Source organism: Nocardia jejuensis NBRC 103114, assembly GCF_001613145.1.
Classification (GTDB): Bacteria; Actinomycetota; Actinomycetes; order Mycobacteriales; family Mycobacteriaceae; genus Nocardia; species Nocardia jejuensis.
Genome location: NZ_BDBU01000023.1, coordinates 66,831 through 87,105, shown reverse-complemented (window position 1 = coordinate 87,105; position 20,275 = coordinate 66,831). Strand labels below are relative to the sequence as shown.

General features: G+C 66.7%; 13 protein-coding genes. 8 read left to right on the top strand and 5 right to left on the bottom strand.

The window, feature by feature from the left end; genetic code table 11:
* Positions 1-9: 9 nt before the first annotated feature.
* Complete coding sequence (locus NJ1_RS18420; protein WP_067695706.1) at positions 10-6,564, bottom strand: WXG100-like domain-containing protein; 6,555 nt, start codon at positions 6,562-6,564, stop codon at positions 10-12.
* 354 nt (positions 6,565-6,918) lie between these two features.
* On the opposite strand from NJ1_RS18420, the gene NJ1_RS18415 reads away from it, so the two are divergent.
* Positions 6,919-7,578, top strand: coding sequence for a hypothetical protein (locus tag NJ1_RS18415; RefSeq protein WP_067695702.1), 660 nt, complete (start codon positions 6,919-6,921; stop codon positions 7,576-7,578).
* A 51-nt stretch (positions 7,579-7,629) separates the two neighbouring features.
* On the opposite strand, the gene NJ1_RS39740 is transcribed toward NJ1_RS18415, so the two are convergent.
* Both NJ1_RS39740 and NJ1_RS39735 read right to left on the bottom strand, forming a co-directional pair.
* Positions 7,630-8,148, bottom strand: coding sequence for a YbaB/EbfC family nucleoid-associated protein (locus NJ1_RS39740; protein WP_067695698.1), 519 nt, complete (start codon positions 8,146-8,148; stop codon positions 7,630-7,632).
* Between the two features lie 11 nt (positions 8,149-8,159).
* Positions 8,160-8,471 (bottom strand): hypothetical protein, encoded by a 312-nt coding sequence (locus tag NJ1_RS39735; RefSeq protein WP_067695695.1) that lies wholly within the window; start codon positions 8,469-8,471, stop codon positions 8,160-8,162.
* A gap of 317 nt (positions 8,472-8,788) precedes the next feature.
* Between NJ1_RS39735 and NJ1_RS18400 the strand changes: the two genes are divergently transcribed.
* Together NJ1_RS18400 and NJ1_RS18395 are read left to right on the top strand one after the other, a co-directional pair.
* A complete protein-coding gene (locus NJ1_RS18400) occupies positions 8,789-9,352 on the top strand; it encodes a hypothetical protein (RefSeq protein ID WP_067695692.1) in 564 nt (187 codons plus the stop codon).
* Between the two features lie 491 nt (positions 9,353-9,843).
* On the top strand, positions 9,844-10,848 hold the full coding sequence (locus NJ1_RS18395) for a hypothetical protein (RefSeq protein ID WP_157574077.1): 1,005 nt from the start codon (positions 9,844-9,846) through the stop codon (positions 10,846-10,848).
* 35 nt (positions 10,849-10,883) lie between these two features.
* Here NJ1_RS18395 and NJ1_RS18390 read toward each other — a convergent pair whose 3' ends face one another.
* Positions 10,884-11,594 carry a hypothetical protein gene (locus NJ1_RS18390; protein WP_067695687.1) on the bottom strand — a complete coding sequence of 237 codons (711 nt, stop codon included), beginning with the start codon at positions 11,592-11,594 and terminating at the stop codon, positions 10,884-10,886.
* A gap of 12 nt (positions 11,595-11,606) precedes the next feature.
* Entirely contained in the window at positions 11,607-11,837 is a 231-nt protein-coding gene (locus NJ1_RS18385) for a hypothetical protein (protein WP_067695686.1), read from the bottom strand.
* Between the two features lie 424 nt (positions 11,838-12,261).
* On the opposite strand from NJ1_RS18385, the gene NJ1_RS18380 reads away from it, so the two are divergent.
* The 5 genes from NJ1_RS18380 to NJ1_RS40845 all read left to right on the top strand — a co-directional run bounded on the left by NJ1_RS18380 (position 12,262) and on the right by NJ1_RS40845 (position 20,261).
* A complete protein-coding gene (locus tag NJ1_RS18380; RefSeq protein WP_067695683.1) occupies positions 12,262-14,136 on the top strand; it encodes a hypothetical protein in 1,875 nt (624 codons plus the stop codon).
* Positions 14,133-14,912 carry an ESX secretion-associated protein EspG gene (locus tag NJ1_RS18375; protein ID WP_067695680.1) on the top strand — a complete coding sequence of 260 codons (780 nt, stop codon included), beginning with the start codon at positions 14,133-14,135 and terminating at the stop codon, positions 14,910-14,912. The genes NJ1_RS18380 and NJ1_RS18375 overlap by 4 nt, the downstream gene beginning before the upstream one ends.
* Before the next feature lie 114 nt (positions 14,913-15,026).
* A complete protein-coding gene (locus NJ1_RS18370; RefSeq protein ID WP_067695677.1) occupies positions 15,027-16,454 on the top strand; it encodes a serine/threonine-protein kinase in 1,428 nt (475 codons plus the stop codon).
* A 253-nt stretch (positions 16,455-16,707) separates the two neighbouring features.
* Complete coding sequence (locus tag NJ1_RS18365) at positions 16,708-18,408, top strand: hypothetical protein (RefSeq protein ID WP_157574076.1); 1,701 nt, start codon at positions 16,708-16,710, stop codon at positions 18,406-18,408.
* Positions 18,409-18,476: 68 nt separating this feature from the next.
* Positions 18,477-20,261: a hypothetical protein gene (locus NJ1_RS40845; protein ID WP_067695672.1), complete on the top strand. Its 1,785-nt coding sequence runs from the start codon at positions 18,477-18,479 to the stop codon at positions 20,259-20,261.
* Positions 20,262-20,275 lie beyond the last annotated feature (14 nt).

Below are 20,275 nucleotides of genomic sequence, written 5' to 3'. Positions count from 1 at the left end.
GTCGAAGGGTTACGGGGCTGCGCCGCCGCCGGGCGGGTTGATCTGGTTCCAGAGTCCGGCGATGATCAGCCCCAGACTCGCATACGACTGGTTGTTCGAGTCGAAATAGTTCGTGGCCTGGTGGTCGTCGGGGTTCCAGCCGAGCCTGGTTCGGCTGGGGGTGGAGTCGGACTCGAAAACCGTAGCGCCGAACGCCGGATCATCGGGTGCGGGACCGTGCGTGGAGGGCATGAGCTGGATCGAGTCGTGCTCCGCCATGGTCGCGAAGACGTGATTGGGCAGGTCGGCGGCGTCGACTCCGGTCAGCCGCAGATCGGCCACGCTCGCGACGCCGGTACCCCAGCTGCCGATGAAGACCAGCGCGTCGGTGTCGAGCGCGTGGCCGTGCCCGGCCGAATGCCCGCCGGTCACGCCGCCGTAGGAATGCGCGATCGTGGTGATGTTCGCGGGCGGCCCCTGATGGGTGACGCGCAGCCCCTCGTGGAACTCGCGCACCTTCTGCGCGCCGTCCTCCGCACCCTTGGACGAGAGCGTCGTGATCAGCGAATTCGGGTTGTCGTACGCACCGAACAGCAGCACCGAGGTCTCCCCGGTCGGATCCATCGCCAGGGAGGCCTGCCGCAACTGCGCCAGCGTCTGCAGGGCATAACCGACTCCGCTGCGCCGTCGGAACGCGCCGGCCAGTGCGATCGCCACATGCTGCGCCGTATCGGGATTGCCCAGGGCGTAGATGTATTGGAGCTTCTCATCGACATACGACAGCAGGTGCGGCGGCAGATCCGGATCGGCCGCATCGAGCAGTGTCAGCATGTCGTCGATCTGCTTCAGCCGCTCCTCGTGCTGTTCGCGCACCGCGTCCTCCCGCAGCGCCGCCAGGGTCCGGCGGTTGTAGTGATCGCGGTCGGCCTGCGGAATCCCGTCCCGGTTCCCGACGTACGGATCCTCGCGATGCCAGGCGTCGCGCTCCTGCGGTGAGAGCTGAGACCAGTGCTCGCGCAATTGTTCCGGATCGCTGGGCAATCCGTGCTCGACGGGCAGTCCATGATCGCCGGTCGGCTCGTGGTCGGCCGTTGGATCATGATTCGGTGAGCTCTCCGCTGTCACATGCGCGGAATCCGCCGCGGTCGGAGGCCAGCGGAACCATCGCGCGCCCGAATCGGGATCCTCGACCACGTGTGATTCCACGACGTGCTCGGCGACCTCCGCGCGATAGACCCGATGGACTCGCATCACGGCTTGATGGAAGGGCTGCGACAGGAAATCCAGGGCGTCCGCCGCCCTGGCCTCGATGCGAACCGTCTCGACGAACCGCCGATCCGCTTCGGACAGTTGGTAATCGGGGCGGCCCACATCGGCGAGCAGCTCCTCGACCTGCCTGCGCCCGCGCTCGTCCAGTCGATCCGAGACGACGGCCCGCCGTTCGGCCGCGCCCGGCGTGCCCTCTCGCAATCCGAGTCTCTCGACGAGCGCGAGCCCTTCGCGACGGGTGGGGTCGAGGTCCGTTACCGTGGCGGGCTCGGCCGGACTGCGAGGAACGCCGCGTTCGGCCAGTTCACGCACTTGCTGGATCCGGCCGAGATCGTGGTCGCTCGGTGTGGCATCGGGATCGAGCGCACCCGGACGCAGCATGCCCGCGCCCGGCAGCTGTGCCTGCTCTATTCGGTGCGCGAGTTCCGGATCATGTTCGGCCAGAAGTCGTTCCGCGACGCGCGCCTGATCGGGGTCGTGGAATCCGACCTGGTCCATCAGATCGATCAGGTCGCGGCGCAGGGCCGGAAGCTCCTTCGCGCGAGCACGATCGGCCGAGACCTCGTCGATCTGCGCTGTCAACACTCGCATTTCAGCGAAGCGCCCGCCCAGATGCGGTGTCATCGACAAGGGCCGATCGTCGCTCGGATCGACGTGGATGCCCTCCTGCTGCAGCAGCGTGATCTCGGCGAGTTCGTGCGCGAGGGCCCGGACCACATCCACGTCCCGCGCACGCGGCGAGACCTGAACGTCGTAACCGTCGGGCCGGGAATGGAATTCGGCGACCGCACCGTCCTGGGTCGGACCGACCTCGATCCGCACGGTGCGCCCGTCCGGCAATACGAAGTGACCCTGGTCCGGATTCCAGGTGACGCCTTCCGGTGCTATCAGCGACAGGTTCTCCCGGACCCGATCGAGCACGGCGTCCGTGGTCAGGTCGGCGACGCCCTCGGGCCGTGCGTCACCGTGGAATTCGCCGACCGGGCTCGCTGTACCGTGTTCGCCCTCGTGTCCGGTGGACTCGGGGGATTCGTCGATTCCCGGTGCGGGAGTCTCGGCGACCTCGACCGAGCTGGGTTCATACGAGCTGGGTTCATAGACGAAGATCATGCGTCGCTCGGGCAGCGGCGGATCGATCTCCGCCATGCGCGCGGTATTGAGCACATTGCTACCGCCGGCGTCGATCGAGTAGTCGTAGTCGGCATTACCCGGATGCGGGAACGTGGTGTTCTCGATGACCCGGAACGGGTTCGGGCGGCCGAAGTAATGCCGCTCCAGCGCCTGCCACAACGTCGTCCCGAGGATGTGCTTGCGATCCCCGCGTTCGCCGCCGGGTTCCTCCGGCTTCATATCCCACTGCACCTCGACGCGCCCGCCCGGTGCGAGGATGTCGGCGAGCTTCGCCGCGATGTCGTCGTAGACGGCATCGGGCAGGTCGGCGCTGACATTGTTGATGAAGATCCGGGCCACGTCGCCGTTCGGCCCGTCACCGAGCAGATGACCGTCGGACAGCAGGTTGCCGAAGACCATGACGGTTCCGGGCTCGGTCAGCGGCCCCGGGTCGAGCAGGCCCAGATCCCGGCGTCGCTGCGCGGCGATCGCCTTGTCGGCCAACTCGGTCTTGATCACCAGGCCGCCACCGGAAAGGTCTGCGGCCGGGGTCATTTCGACGCCGAAGGCGCTGCGCCCGACCCCGACGTCGATGGTGTGACCGCCCGTCGCCGCGGCCGGTACCGGCGGTCGCGGTTGGAGATCGATTCTCGAGTTGTCGGGGCCGTAGGCGTTCTGAGGCAGGGGCAGTCGATGCTGCGGCAGTGGCCGTGAGAGGACCTCGACACTGGATTTCCCGTCGACCGCATCGTGCACGACGACGACGTACTCGGTGCTCACCCCGTGTTCGGCCGCGCCGCGGTTGGCTCGATCCACGGTGTGCAGCAGGTCGTTCAGCGTGCTCGGCTCGCCATCGACGGTGAGCCGCCCGGTCTCGTGATCGAGCATGCCGGTGACCCGGTCCGGGGCGTTCACCAAACTGTCCGCGGCAGCGTGCATCTGCGCGAACCGCTCGGGGCCGAAGGCATCGCGGAACGCCTCGGGCATCGCGTCGTGGAAACCGTCGATCGCGCGATGCACGGCGTCGGCGCGATCCTGTCCGTGCAGCGCGGGATCGTTGAGCGCGGTGTTGATCGGATCGATCGCCGCGAACAGCCCCCGTGCCAGCTTCCGGACGGATCTCATCCGATCATCGAAGAGCGGATCGAAAACGCGCCGTGCGAGCTCCTCGCGCATGCGCCCGTCCAAGGCCATCGCTTCGGCGCGCACGACATCGTCGGCGAAGTCGCCATCGAGCAACTGCCGCAGTTGATTCAGATGATCAGCGGCGGAATGGTCGAAGTCGGCATCGGAAAGACTCGGATCGAACACGGGCCGATGTTCGTGCAACCCCTGCTGTTCCAGTTCGAGGCGGCGCGCCAGCATAGGATCATGTTCGGCGAGCAGCTGCCGCACCGTGTCGGCGTGGCCCGCATCGAAGAAGCCCAGCCGATCCATCAGGTCGGCGAGGTCGCGACGGTGCTCGGAAACGCTCTGCACGTGAGCCGGATCGGCTGCCGCGCGATCGATCTCCTCGGTGAGAACGTCGAGTTCGGCGAAGCGTCCGCCGAGATGACTGGTCATCCGGTCGGGGCGGTCGTTGTCCGCATCGATCAGAATGTCGATATCCGGGTCGGTGGCCAGCCGGATCTCGGCCAGCTCGTGCGCGACAGCGCGCACGACGTCCTGATCTCTGGCCCGCTCCGACACAGTGATGTCGAAACCGCCGGGATCATCGGAAGTAGCCGGTCGCGTGTGGAATTCGGCGACATTGCCGTTGGTCAGCTGCCCGACGGACACCGTGATGGTCCGACCGTCCGGCAGCAGGAAGCGGCCGGTGTCGCCGTTGTACGACACTCCCTCGGGCGTGATGAGTCCGAGATTGTTCACGATGTGATCGAGCAGCACCTTGTCGGTGAGGCTGACCAGGGGGACCGGTCGCCCGAGGCCGTCGAAGTCACCGACCGGACTCGCATTGCCGCGCTGCGGATCGCGGGCCCCGTTGTCGGATCTGGTGGCGGCCGTCGGATCGGTCGCGATCGGCACGACGACGGGACCCACATCGGCGTGTATCGGACCGGCGGCGGGCGCTGTCGGATCGCTGCTCTCCTGCGCGTGGCTGCCGGTCTCGGTGTGATCTGGCCGTCCGGTGTGCGGTGTCTCTCCGGCGAAATCAGCTGTAGGCGTGGTGACTTCGACACCGGTTCGTCCCGCCTGTATCGGCGCGGTGAATGCCGAGGTGTCACCGATATCGCTGACCGAAGCGTGTGCGGGCGCGATCGGACCGGCGGCGGGGGAGGCCGGTGCGACCGGACGTGGTGCGCTGCCATCGGTGCGCGCCACGGGCGCCGCCTTGGCGGGATCGCTGGATCCGGGCGCGCGGGTGTCGCCGGTCCCGGTGGTGTTCGCTGAGGTCGTGCCGGAGGACGCCGAAGGTTGACCACCGTGCGCGGCCGGAGTCTGTACACCGGGAGCCGTCGTCGCGCCGGGTGCGCTTCCCCCGATGACCGCCGCGCTATTGGATTGTGGCCCAATGCCTTTCGTGGGGTCGCCCGAGTGCTCCGGCCGGGGTCCTACCTCCAGCTTCGACTCGGATCCCGGTGCGCGGCTTTCGGGTTCCACTCGCGCGGAGTCGCCGGTCCGATCGTGGGCGCCTGATCCGGAATCGTGCTGCGAGGCCCCCTCGCCCCCGTGCGTATCGGGCGAACCCGCACCGTTCGAGCTGTCGGGCCCACTCGCCGTCGTCGAATCACCCCCGTCCACATCGGTATTCGGGTTCGCATCGGGCCGATTGTTGCGGCTGTCGACGCCGACGGACTGCTCCTGGCCGCCGGAGCGGTCCTCGGTCTGCGAATCACTGTCGTTCCGCACGGGTGCGTCGGCAGCAGGGGCGTCGACGGTGGGCGCACTCGCGGAGTGCACCCCCGGACCGCCGGGCTCGTCTCCCGTGCCACCCTGCTGTCGGCTACCGCCGGAATCGTGGTTGCCCGCGCCGCGCTGCTGGTCGCTGCCGTCCTGCCCTGGCTGTTGGTTGTCGCCCGGTCCTTGTCCGTTCCCGTGCTCACCGGGCGCACGTCCGTCGGAACTGCTGTCTCCCGGTCCTTGTCCGTTGGCGTGGCTGTCGCCGGGTTCGGTACCGTTCCCGCCCAGGCGCTGCCCATCGCCTGAATTCCCCGCGTTGTCCGGAGTCCGCGCATCGGTATCCGGCGTATTGCGTGACAGTGCGGGCTCATTGGTCGAGGGCCGGCTGCCGTCACCGGTGTTCTCGATCGACGTCCCCGCCAGATCCGAATGCCCGTTGTACCCGTGCAGCGCACTCGGCCCCGCCCCCGAGAACGCCCCGCCGGTCAGCGACCGCGGATCGAATTCCCAATTCCCATTGAGCATTCCACCGCCGAGCCACGCCGCCCCGGCTCCCGCCGCACCGGCGGTAGCGCCGGTCAGCGCGCCGTTGAATGCCCCCTTGAAACCGCCCGCATCCGTCGGCAGGTAATGGTGCGCACCGAATCCGACGCCACCACCCACACCACCCGCGAGCGCCGAGATGGCCGCGTTGTTCCCGATCGCGCCCCAGTCGTACCCGTCGGTGTGACCGGTCTGCTGCTGGATCGTCTGAACCAGGAATTCCTGTGTGCTGCCCTGGAACGTCTCGACAAGCGCTTCCTGCCCGATCTCGTACACCAGCTTGGGCAGCACCCTTTTGAGCACCGTATTGCTGATGTTCCGCTCGATGACCGCGATGATCCGCCCGGCCAGCCGCTCGCTCAGCTCCCGGAACGCGATGCGGGCCGACATGATGACCCCGGCCTCCGCCGCCGGAGCGAACGGTCCCGAGGCTGCCGCCCAGGCGAGTTCGCCGACCAGCCACGCACCGGCGATATAGAAGTTGAGTTTCGCGGACTGCAACTGATCGCCCATGCCGTCGGCCGATTGGGCCAGCGCGTGATAGTTGTCGACCAGTTCCTGCAGCGAGCCGTGCTTGTTCTCGTCACCGTCACGAAGGGGTGTGAGCCACTCCAGGATCCCGTCGCCGCCGGTTCCGTCCGGATAGGCCTTGCGCACATCGGCGAGGAGCGTGTCGAGGTCGCCGATCAGCCCGTCGGCGTCGGCGGCGACCTCTTGCAGATCGCGGCCCATCTGCCACATGACGTCTTCATTGCCGTGCGGCCAGTCCGAGCCCACCAGCCATTCGAGCCACTCGAGCCAAGAGGGAAACTCCAGCGCCACAGCACACCTCAGCTACACAGCGAGTCGAACAGGCTGCGGCGCAGAGTGACCGGTGAATCCAGGCCACCCGCGAGGTCCGGGGTCCGATCCTCCACAAGCCCCCCTCTGTTCCAGGTGCCGCGCGGTATTTGCACTGATCTGGGCGAGACCGACTGTGCCACAGGGGAGCAGGTGAACTCAACATGAACGGAAAATGAGAGCGACCCCGAGGATTTGTCTCGAGGCTTTCCGTCGGTCGCTGAAACCTCCACTGATATACATGAACAGCGTGTAGGAGGTCGCGCGCAACGCCGCTCCCGCACACCCGGATCAGGGGTTCGCGCGGTGGTAATGTCCGGGCGCGAAGGAGGCCGCATGGGTGAGATCGCGGGGGCGCGGGCGGAACTGGACCGGCTGGGCCGTTCCCTGCGTGCGCAGACCGTCGAACTCGTCACCGAGTTGACGCCGGGCGCCGACCTCGACCTGCTCTTCCTGGACGAACCGACCGTCTCCGATCGACACGAGCCGGTGAAATATCGCTACTCGACCGACTTTCGAGGTGAGCGCCCGCCCGGCGTCGAGGCCGCGGATCTGGTTCTGCGCGGTGCGGAGATGTTGTCCGCCGCGGGTTGGACCGTCACGGCGTCCCCAGCCGATGTCGTTCCCGGCAGCATCGGAACAAAGGATGGCAGCACCATCGAAATCCGCGCGACGACAGCGCATCCGAGTGTGCTGTTCAGCGTCCGCACACGGGAGATGTCGCTGACCGAACCGCGGGTGTTCGAATGGCCGACCCCAGTCCGCACCGCCGAGACGGTCGATCCCGGATACGTGCTCTGCTACGAATGCGACGGTCTGGGCCGATGCCCCGAATGCGGCGGCAGAGGGTGGCTGCCGGATGAGGAGCAGGGGCGGATCACCTGCCCGGAGTGCCTGGGTGAGAAGGTCTGCCCGATCTGCCGAGATGCCGGGCAACTGCTCATCTCCCGATTGCAGACATTCCAGCGCGGCTATTACCCGGATCTGCCGAAATAGCCCGACGGCACGGACACAGCGCAGCGGCGGCCCGAAAATCGTTCGGGCCCATCACCATTCCCGGCTGGTAGCTCCACCGCTGCTCCCGGAAGAGCGCCAATCGTCGTAGTCCAGCGCATCGGTGAATTCGACTGCGGGGGCGTCCCGCTGGGACAATCGCTCGCGAGAGTTGGGCGGCGCCAGCGACACCGGCGGATCGAGCGGCGCGAGAGCCTGCACGTCCGGCATTCCCTCGATGAGCTCCGAGAGCTTCGGCAATCGGGCCCGCTCGTCCCTGATGGGCTGCAACAGTTCCTTGGTCAGCCGAGCCACTTCGGCGGCGGCCTTCTGCGCCGCCGCGGTGACGCCCTTGGCGAGCTCATCGGGCGTCAATTCGTCGATATCCGGGGAAAATCGGGTCGCGATCACGATATGGTCGGCATTCACGACCACCGTGATCCGTCCGCCCGCCGCCGTCCCGCCTGCGGTGAGCTGCGCGCGTTTGCGCGACACCTCGGCGACCGCCCGCATCTGCTGGGCGAACCCCTCCAGGATCCCCGCCGCCGCGGCTTCTCCGCGATCCACGCTCACTGCGCCCCCACTCAGAAGCTCTCGGTGTTCCCGTGTTCCATCCCGTCGAGACGCTTCGCGCCGCGCCGCATCCCCGCCTCGAGATTGCCGAACGTGGTCGCCAGGCTCTCGGTGCTGGTGGCGGTATTGCCGCTGCCGCTGCCGAATCCGTTGTCCCCATCGGCGAACTTCCCGCCGAACTCGTCGTCGCCCCATCCGGACGTCCCCGGGGATACCGCGGCCCGTGTCCTGTCCGCGACTCGCGCCAGTCGCCGCGCCAGATCTCCCGCGCTGTTGGCGGCCGTCCGGATCGCGTCCGGATCGACATTGACTCTTCCGGCCATGAGAGCGCCCCTCTCGACTTCGGTGATCGTCGCCGTGCTCGATGCCGGAGAGCGGCCCTACACGGAGAAAACGACTGTGCCACAGCTGAACAGTGAACACAACGCGAACAGTCGTCGAGTGGCTCGAACTTCCGCCCCTCGGTATCGTGCCGACTGCCATGCTCGCATTGCTCGAGGGCGCCACCCTGCCCCGAGACTCTTCCCGCCGCGGCCCTCACCCTGGTGGGTCATGACCTGAGCCCGCTCTGACGCGAGATAATTCGTATCCTCGTGATCAAGACGGTGTGAGAACCGTCATCGACAGCAAAGGAGCAGGTGTGCCCGACGTCCTGCCTTTGGCGCGCACGAACGCCGAGGCCCGCCTGTTCGTCAGCCTGCAGCCGTGCCCGGCCTGCGGTGAGTCCCGCTGCACCTTCCGCAGCGCGGTCGTCACCGTCGACGGTGTTCTCGCCAGCCGCTATTCGGGCGACTGCCCCACCTGCGCCCAGCACCGCGAATACGAATTCCGGCTCCCCGAGAAAATCCTGCCCCCGCCCGCCGAATCCGTCCGCTTCGGCGAGGACGACCCCTCGGAGCTTCTGGATCCCGGTGTGTGGCTCTGGTATTCCGACATCGCCGTCGGCCAGGTCCCGGTCGACCGCACCGGCCTGGACGACCGCGCCCTCCGCGCGGCCCGCCACGCGGTCGCGACCGCCATCGCCGCAGTCGACGAAGTATCGAAGTTCCTCCCCCCGGGCACCGACCGAATTCCGTCGTCGGCCTTCACCTCCGCCGACGGCCGCGCCGTGTACGCCCGCGAACCGGGCCGCTTCACCCGAGCCCGCCTCGATGCCGTCCGAGCCTCCTACCAGGCGAACCTGACCCGCTGGAACAACAGCTGATCGCAGGCCCCGGAGCGGCGCTCCCCATCTGACTGGACAAACGAACTGGTCCCCGAAAGGATCAGACTCGTTTCAGACATTGTTCGCAGGGGGATTGTCGATGTCGAAGTCGTGGGAACTCGGGGCGGTCTCGACCATGCCTCCGATCGCGGGCGGGCCTGACACGGGTGTCGAGCGGGGCCGTGTCCCATTCGCACCGTGCACGGAATGACGGGGGTTCGCTCGTGACCACTCCGCCGTTCGGGCCTGGTTCCGGTGTGCCGCACCAGGGTTCGCATCCGCCGAAGCCGGGTCCGCTGAAGCGGCCGTCGTACGGGTGGCAACCGGCGCCGCCCCCGCAGCAGCCATTCCCACAGCAGCCGTTCCCGCCGCAACGGCCGTTTCCGCACCGGCAGTTCGGTCCGCCGCCCGGGTTCGGGCCGCCCGGATCCGGGCCCGGGCCGTCGCGGAAAGGGCGACTGGCGCTCATTCTCGGGGTCGTCGTCGTACTCGTGATCGCGGGAGGCGCGGCCGCGTATTTCGCTGTGGCGCGGGACGGCCGGGAGTCGGAGTCCGTGGTGGCGGGGGGTATGGCCGGGGGTTTCGACAATCTCACGACGCTCGACCCATGCTCGTACCTCGAGCCGCGGCAGTTCGCGGAGTTCGCGGATACGGGTTTCGGGGACGGGCCCGCGGTTCGGATCGAACCGTCCGGCTTCAGCACCTGCGATGTGCAGATCGAGCGATCAGCGGCGGCGGGCGCGGGCAATTCGGTGACCGTGCACGTCGAGGCCGGGCGGATCGTGCCGAGTGAGATGGGCAAGTCGGTCTCGGTCGTGCAGCGCGGCGCACTGCAGGTGGCGGAGATCAAGGAAGCCGACCGTCCCACCTGCGAGCAGTACATCTTCCGCTCGGATGGAACCGGTGTGCGACTGTCGGTGGACACGCTCTCACTGCGAGGGCCCGACAGCGCCGACACCCTGTGCCGAATCCGGGACACCGCGGGCAAGGCCGCCTCGGACGCACTCGAGGCCAACCGCGCGGATCGAATCGAGTACCCGGCGGACTCGCTGGGCGGCACCGACCCCTGCACTCGCCTCGAGGTCTCGGAAATCACCGCCGCGACCAAGTCCGCATCGGTGGCGAAGACCACCACCGGACCGGCATCGATGTGCCGGTGGGACGCGGGTCAGGCCAAAATCACCCTCTCGGCGGAGCTGATTCCGAAATCGGAGGCGAACGCGAAGGGGACCACCGAAACCATCGCGGGCCGCCAGTCCACGGTGGAACCGTCCTCGAGGAACCCCACCTGCCGAGTCACCGTCTACGGGCGCGCCTGGGAGCCATGGCTGGGCAAGCACTCCAACTACACCCAGGCCATCAACGACACGTCCTCGCAATTCCAGGAACTGACCCGCCTCTACGTGCAGCTGTCCGGCAACACCACCTCGGACGACGCTTGCCTGGCGGCCAGAACGCTGGCCGCGAACGCCTGGACTCGCTTGCCGCACAACTGATTTCGTCAGCGCCGACGTCCCGTGGCGCGGGACGCTCAGGCGTCTTCGATTCGCTTGCGCGTGTAGTCGGACAGATAGCTGCTGAAGAAGTCTCCCACCTCGACGGGGATGGGGCGCACGCACGAGAGCGAGTATTCGAGAACATATCCCGACCCCTTGGCCCCGCCTCCCCAGAATTCGTACTCGGGCTGCAGGTCTTCCACCATGGGCCGGTACAGGTCCGTGATCTCGAGGAAGTCGAGCAGTTCGGCCAGATCCCACTGGGCGACAGCCGGTCCGGGGTCCTCGGGCAGGAATCGACTCGTTCCGCCGGCGTTCCCCCGCAACCGAAGTCCGCGAGCGAGCGCCTCGGCGTCCTCGAGCGTCAGAAAGTGAACCGGCCCAGCGTATTCCGCGAAGACCCAACTGTTGAACCTGTGGTCCTCGAACACCTCGCCGGCGCCGAGGGTCGCGACCCGATCTGTATAGCCGAGTCCGATGCGGCGCAGATCGTGCAGGTCCCCGTCGCCGCCCCGGACGGTGATCAGGTGATCGCCCTGGCAGATCCAGCCCAGCATCTCTGCCCGGAACTCACTGTTGCGCTTGAACTTTCGAACGCAGTCATGATGGTAGTAGCCGTAGAAGTAGGTGACCTCGTCATCCCAGGTCGCCAACATGCTGCGATAGGGCTGGACAAGCTCGGCCCAGCTTTCGACCTCCAGGGCGAATCGACCGCAGAACGTGCACATATCGTCGTCGTGGAACACAGCCCCTCCGGCTCACGAAGCGATCACACCGTGTGTGGGCCACACCTTTTCGCGGGTGGCTCGCACCATGATCCGCCCGGCTGCCGTGCGGAACATGCCGTCCCGCTCGCCGTCGGTGGTCGCGGTCTTCTCGGTCTTGTCGATGATCAGCGTGCGGCTGAGATCGGTCGTGCTCGCGCCGAACCAATACTCCGCCTCGTTCGGGTCATCGCGAATCTGGCGGTAGTAGATGAGTATCGCCACCGGCGCTCACCGATCGCCGAAGCGAACCGGAGGTGGACATCGACCCGCCATGATGAATTGCTCCTCCCCGTAATTGAATCCGACAGTAATGGGCTCGCGCACCCCATGCCACCGGGATGTGGTCCGTTCGACCGGAACTCACGAATGGAACTCACCCCGGCCGGACCGGCCCGGGTGTGATCTACGGAACAGGCCGTTGTGCAGGTGGTTTCCCCGGGTGCCCGTCGATACACTCAGCGTCGGCTCCCGGCGCTGCCGAGGTGCTGACGGCCGCGAACGAGCTCCTCCCGGCCGGTCGCAGGGGTGGGGAGTGCATCGATAGCAAAGCAATATGTCCGATTCTGCAGCTTCGTCGGACTCGGCGAGGTCGACCCTGGCAAGATCGGACCCACTTCGAACACATCCCCGAGGGAGGTGAACCCGGATGACGGACTCGGACAACACCTTCAGTGAGCTCCAGACCAACGGCGGGATCAGCTCGAGTGGTGGGATGGTCTTCAATCACGAGGCCGCCACCACCATGGCGCAGCAGTGCGCGAACATGTGGAACGCCATGAAGTCCGCGTCCGACGCGGTCGGCCGGGCGACGGGCGCCAAGGCGCTCAATCAGCGCGATTCGGGCGCCCAGCTGGCGGCCAAGTTCGGCGCCGCCGCCGCGAACATGCACGACACGGTGAGCAGCCATCAGACGATCCTCACCGATATGGGGGAGACGTTCGTGTCGGCGGGTGCGCTGTATTCCGATGTGGACGCGTCGGCATCGGCCAAATTCCGGGCGCTGTGCTCCGGTGGCGGACAGGCGGGCGGGCAGCCCGGCCTCGCCGTGGAGGCGGCGAGCGGCCAGCCGGGTCTGGCCGTGTCGGGCGACAATGGCCAACCCGGCTTGGCGGTCTCGGATCGGAGCGGTCAGCCGGGGCTCGCAGTACCGGGTGATCTCGACATTCCCTCCGGCACAGCCCCGCTGCCCTACTCCGACCCGACCGCCGCCGGGGGCAACGGCTGGTCGGGTACCGGGGCCCAGGACTACGGCGACGCGGCGGACCTGAGCTCGGCGCGAAGCCGCGTCGCGGGCGACGGCACTCAGTTCGACCAGACCGCCGTAGCCGAAGACCGTGGCGCGCAATACGAATGGGATGACTTCTACAACCACGGGCGCTACATCGACGAGAACAGCGTCATCGGTCAGCTGAAGGAGTTCGCGCAGTACTGGTCGAACGCGAAGGCCGCGTTGACCACTCAGGCCGGTACCTTCCGAAGCTCCACCGATCAGTATCTGCATGAGTACGTCGGGAATTCGCAGGACACGGACGGGATCTGGGCCTCGGCGGGTGCGCAGAAGGCCAAGGCGGCAGTCGTGGCGTACCTCGACAACCTGACGAAACTGACCAACTGTATGGATCTCATGAGCACGAATCTGGCCTCCGCACAGTCCTGGCTCCAGCGAGTGCAGAGCGTGATGCCCGACAAGCCGATAGCGGGTTACGCCGATCTTTCGGACAAGGACGTCCGGGACCGGATGATGCAGCTGCGGCAATCGTGGGACAACCTGTATGTCGAGGGCGTCAAAGAGTCCAGCGCCGGAATTCCGCTCATGCCGGATCCGAAGGCGGCGATCGCGGTGACGGCGCTGGGCGCGAACACCGCTCCGGAATCCGAGACTCAGCCGCAGGCGCAGGAACCACAGCCGCAGGCGCAGGAACCGCAGCCGCAGGCGCAGGAACCGTCGAACGACAGCCCCGAGGCGGAGTCGGCGGTGCAAGAGACCCAGCCGGTCGAGTCCGAACCCGCACAGAACGATCCCGATGTGACGGATTCGAGCGATCAGCCGCAGACCACCGACCCCACGCGGCAAACCCTGCAATCGCTCTCCGATCAGGCGAACGCCGCCGTGCAGGCGGGCGTGCAGGCCGCGGAATCCGCTGTGGAGCAGGTCAATTCGGCGATAGACGACGCCGTGCAGAATGCGACGACCGGCGCCCGGCAATCCCAGGACTACGTGAACCAGCAGTTGCAGAACTTCGGATTGCTTCCCGGCAGCGGTAGCGCGGCCGGCGGGCAGCCCGCTGGTAGCCCGATCAGCTCGGTTCTGGGCAACGGCAGCTTCCAAGCGCCTCGGCTCGATCTGTTCCCTCGCGCCGGGACCTTGGCTTCGGAGAGCGTGCTGGGCAACCGCGCCGGCCTGGACTCGAACTCGGACAGCGCAGCATGGTCGAGTCCGATCGAGGGCGGGTTCGATAGCGAGAGTGTTGACCCGCAACAAGATTCACAGATCGACTTCACCGCGGGAGACGGCGCGTGAGCCCGAGTTGGTGCTTCACCGAGGCCGAGTTCTACGTCCTGTGGATGGATCACGCGGGTGAAGACCTGCCCGAGCCCTTCATGTTCACCTCGGCCACCCGCACGGCGGCAGCCTTCGAAGCCGAACTCCACGAGGCGCGAGAAACCCTGAGCCACAAGCTGGACGGCGATTGCCGCGCCGCCTTCGAGTCCGTGGCCAACCCCGACCTCTATCTCGTCGCCTACGGCTGGAACGAACAGGACCGCTGGGGCCAGAACACCCTGATCCGCGCCCGCGTCTCCCGCCGCGGCGCGAAAGGCTATGTCACCACCCAGCAACCGGGATCCACCTACTGGCGTGGCGGGGGCTACCGCATCATCGAATGCGACCCCCTGCGTCTGGCCGCCGAAATCATCCGAGCCCTGCCCGCCTGCGACCGAGGCAGCCAACGAGACTTCGCCCTGGCCTTCGATGATCAGGGCATGGACTACGACTTCGGCCACTCCCGCATCAGCGCCGAAACAGACACCACCGTCTCCCGAACCAAGGAATTCCTCTCGGCCCCCGCCGCCACGGTAGGCGAAATCCACATAGCCCAGGGCAGATCCGTCTTCGGCCCCCGAGGCCTCACCCGCCACCGCGTCACCTTCCGCGACGTGGAAAAGGACGGCCGCTACGCCATCACCGAAAACCCCTCGCGGGCACTGGGAGTGGACGACAGCAGATTCATCTCGGTCTTGGACGAGTACATCGAGAAGGTAGTCCAGGCCCTGGAAGACGAAGACGAGCGCGACTGACACCGAGGGGGAGAGGGTGGCGATATTCGGTCTGAGCGCGCTTCGGTATCAGGATCGGTGACGAGCGCTCATCTATGCTGTCCGGGCATCGAAGGCTACGTGTGAGGGGAACCCGTGGTGCAGCTACATCCGGGACAGTCGTTCGCCGGATACACCGTGGTCGGGGTCCTCGGCGTGGGTGGGATGGGGAGCGTCTATCTGGCCGGTCATCCGCGTCTTCCGCGGCAGGTCGCGCTCAAGCTGCTCGCGCAGGAGGTCTCCGTCGACGCGGAGCACCGGCGGCGCTTCGAGCAGGAGGCGAATGCCATTGCCCGTCTGGATCATCCGAGCATCGTCGGCATTCATGACCGCGGGATGGACGACGGCCACCTCTGGATCGCGATGCAATACATCCAGGGCACCGACGCCTCGCGATTGGATGCTCGCCAGGTGTCCGTCGAGCGGGCGCTTCGGATCATCACCGAGACTGCGTTCGCGCTGGACTTCGCACACAGCAGGGGAGTGCTGCACCGCGATGTCAAACCGGCCAACATTCTCCTCTCGGCCGCGGACACCGGCCGCCAGGAGCGCGCGATTCTCACCGATTTCGGCATAGCCCGTCTGCTCGACGCCAACACTCAGCTGACATCCACCGGAACCTTCACGGCCACACTGGCCTACGCCTCCCCGGAGCAGTTGTCCGGAGAGCCTGTCGACCATCGAACAGACCAATATTCGCTCGGTTGCACGCTTTTCGCGCTGCTGTCCGGGCAGTCACCGTTCGCGTCGACCAATCCCGGTCAGGTCGTCGCCGGCCACATCGGCAAACCCGTTCCCCGGCTCGGTCACATCCGCCGTGACGTCTCCCCGGCGTTGGACGATGTGATCGCCCGTGCCACGGCGAAACGGCGAGAGGACCGGTACGCGAGTTGTTCGGAATTCGCGGCGGCGGCCTCGGCGGCACTTACAGGCAGGGCGTTCGGGTCGGACGCCCGGAATGCGCCCACGGTGGCGCGAGGGCGACCTCCGGAACAGCATGCCCCCCAGCATGTTCCGGCCGCCCATGGGCAGGGAGCCGTCCCTCGGGCCGGACGCTCCGCACGAGCACCACGAACCGCATTCATGATCGCGGTTCTGCTTGCCCTCGTGGGCGGCGCATTCGCGGCCTTCAACGCCTACGCCATCTCGACCGACCTCGGCTATATCTCGACCTTGCGACCGAGGGTCACCTCCTGGGTCGGATTTCTCGTGACCGGCCTTGCCGCAGTACTTCTCGTCAGCGGCGCGCTCACGTTGCTGGCCCGCGTCTCCATCTCGAGGATGCTGATCGCGGTGGGCAGCATGGGATTGCTGGTCTCGTCATTGGTTCGGCTGACTGCCCTGGTCTATCCCCACCTCGGCTGGGAAATCCTGGGAACCTATCCGCACCTCTACTACTTCTCCCTGAACGACCACCTCGACCTGATCTACGGCGCCGTGGTCGTGCTGATGATTTTCACCCTGGCCGCGGTGTTCTCCAGGTCGACCCGTGAGGTCCTGCGGGAACCTCGAAACGGGCGATAGCTGTAGCGCAGGCCTGGCAGTCGGATAGGTGCTTGTTCGCGCCGTCGGCCTCGCGGACCAGGTCGAGAGCGGACCGAGCGCCTCGCTCGGGAACTCGGGTGAATGGCGTGATCGTAGGGCCGCGCTGAGATCAGACGAGCGTGTCCACGTCGACTAGGCTTCGTGGCGAGAGGTCTTGATGGCATCGTCAGCCTCGCACCAGGGGGTGTCGGGGACGGCGGTGCGCGGTTCCGAACTGGGGAGTGGTGTTCTCGTGAGTCTGCCGTCGCTACGAGTGGTGCGAGCGCGCTGGTTGGCGCTGGTGGCAGTTGGTAAGGCTGTGGATCAGGCCGATTCCGCCGGTCTCGTGCAGGACGGTTACTGGTTCAACTCGCCCGGTCGGACCTCCTCGGCGTTGTTCCCGCTCCCCGATGGCCGGGCGGTGTGGCTCGCCGAGTTCGGTTCGATTCCCTCCGCGCCCCCCGAGTGGGTGCGTCAGACCATGGCTGAGAGCCAGATCAGCCTGGATGGCAAGCCGGTGCTGTGGTGGGACTGGCAGCAGTGGGACGGCACCCGTGTCGCTATGGAGAGCGAATGGATCGCGATATTCCCCGGCTTCGAGTCCACCGGGGCCGTGGCGGAGGAGCTGCTGCGGTTTCATGTGTCGCCCACGTGGGGCGACGACGACTGGGATGGTGACCTGGAAGACGACGAAGACGAAGACGACGACGACACTGACGAAGGCCCCGCTCAATGGGCTCGCGATACCGCATTCCGATTCGTCAGGGCATGTGAGACGCAGACCGTCGACCGTGCGACTCTTCGTGGATTCGTCCTGTCCTGCAATGGGACCGAAGCGGGTGTCGACCGAGGCTACGACTTCCTGGTTCAGGCCGGATTGACGACGGAGACCAACCCTGGCCCTCTGGAGGACGGGGTCGACGGCCTGACCGAGCGGCAGGCGATCGACATCGTTCTCCGTCATCTGGCTTCCGCCTCAATCGATTTGACGTCCTACGCTCCCAAAGGCCTTGCCGCCCAGCGTCTCGAGCTGGGGTGGTGGGTCTACGCCCCGACCGATGAGATGCGGATCGGCGCGGCCTGGTACTACATCGGCGACGACGGAGTACTCGAGCAGTCCTCCTCGTCCTTGGGCCCGGACCTGGCCGCGCAGCACTTCGCGATCAACTACCGAAACCGCAACCCGGTCGCATCGACCGTGCCTTCCGGGTTTCCCCGAGGTCTGACCTGGGCGACCATGCCACCGACCCAACTGCCGATACCGCCGGGCTTCGACCGCCTGCATGTCTTCAATTTCCTCGCGCGTGCCCCACTGCCGGAGCCCGCACCCGAGGACATCGAGTGGTCGCGCCACAATCGCGATGACTGGCGGTACTTCACGGACCCGCACGTGGACCGCACCCAGATACAGCGCCACAACCTCCAGGGCGGCATGAAAGCCGATGGCCGCGGCGGATTCTCCGAATGGTGGGTCAACCCCGACTTCACCCCGACCAGGGAGTACATCGGCCTGGACCTGACGACCGAAATCGACCTGGCTCTGTACCGGCTGTTGATGGGCTACCGCGACATCGGCGAGTTCATGAAGGTCCTGGCCGATAGCACCCTGCACATCGTGCTGTCCCCATCGGACCCCGAAGGCAAGCAGTGGCCGACCTACTCGCTGGACGGCTACGACCACGTCCTGGACGTCTACACCTCCCCGGCATTCCTCCCGCCCGACGCGAACCCCTGGCTGCGCAAACAGATCGACGGCGGACAAGTAGCGCTGAACCTCAGCAGCCGCGAAGGCACCCTGATCCGCTTCAACCCGGGCACCAGGCTCTCCGGCCGGCTACCCGGAAACGATCTGCTCTTCTGGACGTGCGAACTCGCTCAGGCGGAGGCGATTTCGCAGGGCGTGGATCCGGCGCTGCTGTTCGGCCCTGCGTCGCCGGTCGGTAGATCGCACTGACAGGCTCAGGATTCCGACAAGTGGTAGAACCAATGTCGTTGCGCTGATCTTCAGGGGGTTCTCGTCGCATGCGCCAAATCCGTACCGTTGAGCTGATTCCGGGTGAGCTGACCACGCGGATCTTCGCTGGATCCAGCCCGGGTGGCAGCGATCTCTGGTGCTACGCCAGTGATGGGCTGCAGCGTCTCGGGCAGCGCGAGTTGGTGCTTCAGATCTTGCGGGACCGTCGCGACAAGCCGGATGCGGTCAATGTCCCCGAGTTCCCACTGTGGCTGATGAAGGAGGCGCACCGCGAAGCGAAGGCCGGCAAGCTCTTCGAGCCCGGGAAACGCCTCGCTCTGCCTGAACCGGGTTGGCGGCTGGGCATCACGGGGTTCCTCTTCGAGGAGTATTCGGAAGGTGCGGACCTCTACCCGGACGGCCTGACTCCGCTGCTCGCAGTCCCGATGCTGGAAGACGAGATGAAGGCCGCCGATATGTTCGGCCACGCACGAACTTTGGCCCTGCTCGGAGCTCAAGCCAGTACATACCCCTACCCCTACTTTTTCGACCGGCGGCGCAAACCGGTGCTCGACTACAAGCGGCACCAGGCGAAAACGACGCTGAACCGCACGCCGATGACCCACGCTCATTGGGTCGAGGTCGCCGGCGACGGCTCCGAAGTGCGAATCACGGTGACTCCGGACCGCGCCGACTGGCTGGCCTTCGTGCTGCGCGAACACGGCGACCGCGGGATCGCCCTACTCACCTCAGCATCGCACTCCGTCGCACGTCAACGCTTCGTCTGGACGCCCGACGGCTCGAACGCGGCCATTGGAATTCCCCAATCCGGGGTTCCCCTCATCGCGGGCAACTTCCTCCTCTTCGTCGCGACCGAGGGGGCATCCAATTCGAACAAGCTCGAAGACGGCTACGGCGTGGTCGTGACTCCGCGTGAACGTGACGACATCGCGGCCGCCTTGGTCCAAGGTCGTGAATTCCGTTTGCGCACAGGACGAGTCGACCTCGTAATCGGCACCGGTGCGATCGGGCACGATTCCCCGTTCGGCGCTTACCGAAATCAGGACACCTTCCGTCGAAACGAACCGGCAGCTCCGATCCCGTTTCCTCCTCCGCCACCACCGGCTCCGCCGGTGAAGTCCGCCCCACCGGTTGCGCCGATGAAACCCCCGCTCCTACCGCCCCCACCCGCTACCCGACCGACAATTCCTCCCGCACCCCCAGCCCCTCCCGCACCCCCAGCCCGCCGCGAGGCGATCGAGCAGCAAGCGGGCGCAACAGACCTCCCACCCTGGGTCCATCCGGATACCGCGGTCATGCGCGCGGCCGGTCCGGACAGTCGCCCGTACTGGAAGGGTCCCGCCCAGCCGCTGCTCCCGCCTCCGCCTCCGCCGGGACCGGGATTGCCGCCCCTCCCGCCGCCCCCTCCCGCCAGCGCGTCCGAGCGCCCTTCGGACCTGCCGCCGATACCCGCGTGGCTGCAATCCGCCCAGCCCTCCCCGGTCGCCCGGCCTTTCCGTGCGGTCGCCGTCGACCGCACACAGATCGTTCTGCTCTCCGAAGAGGCCGCGCTCGCAACAGAATTCACAGTCGAGATGTTCGGCAACTTCTGCGATGCCCTGTCGGCGATCGTCGACGAGGGCGTAGCCGCCGCAGTCGGTCACGACCTCGAACAGTTGGTCGTCGGAGTGGAACTCGCTCCCGAACGGCCCTTGAAAGTCAGCGTGGCCACTCGGGGCAGCTTCCCGAAACCGGCCGCACAAGCCCTTACCAACCGCCTCGACGGAATGACTGCACCGCCTGTGAGAGAACGAGTCATTTCCTTCGAAGTATGGTTCGCAGCGCGCAACTGACTGTGGTCGAGACA

Bases quoted from the DNA above. Each gene is read 5' to 3' on its own strand.
- NJ1_RS18415 (WP_067695702.1), top strand. From the start codon at position 6,919: ATGGGTGAGATCGCGGGGGCGCGGGCGGAACTGGACCGGCTGGGCCGT.
- NJ1_RS39735 (WP_067695695.1), bottom strand. From the start codon at position 8,471: ATGGCCGGAAGAGTCAATGTCGATCCGGACGCGATCCGGACGGCCGCC.
- NJ1_RS18380 (WP_067695683.1), top strand. From the start codon at position 12,262: ATGACGGACTCGGACAACACCTTCAGTGAGCTCCAGACCAACGGCGGG.
- NJ1_RS40845 (WP_067695672.1), top strand. From the start codon at position 18,477: ATGCGCCAAATCCGTACCGTTGAGCTGATTCCGGGTGAGCTGACCACG.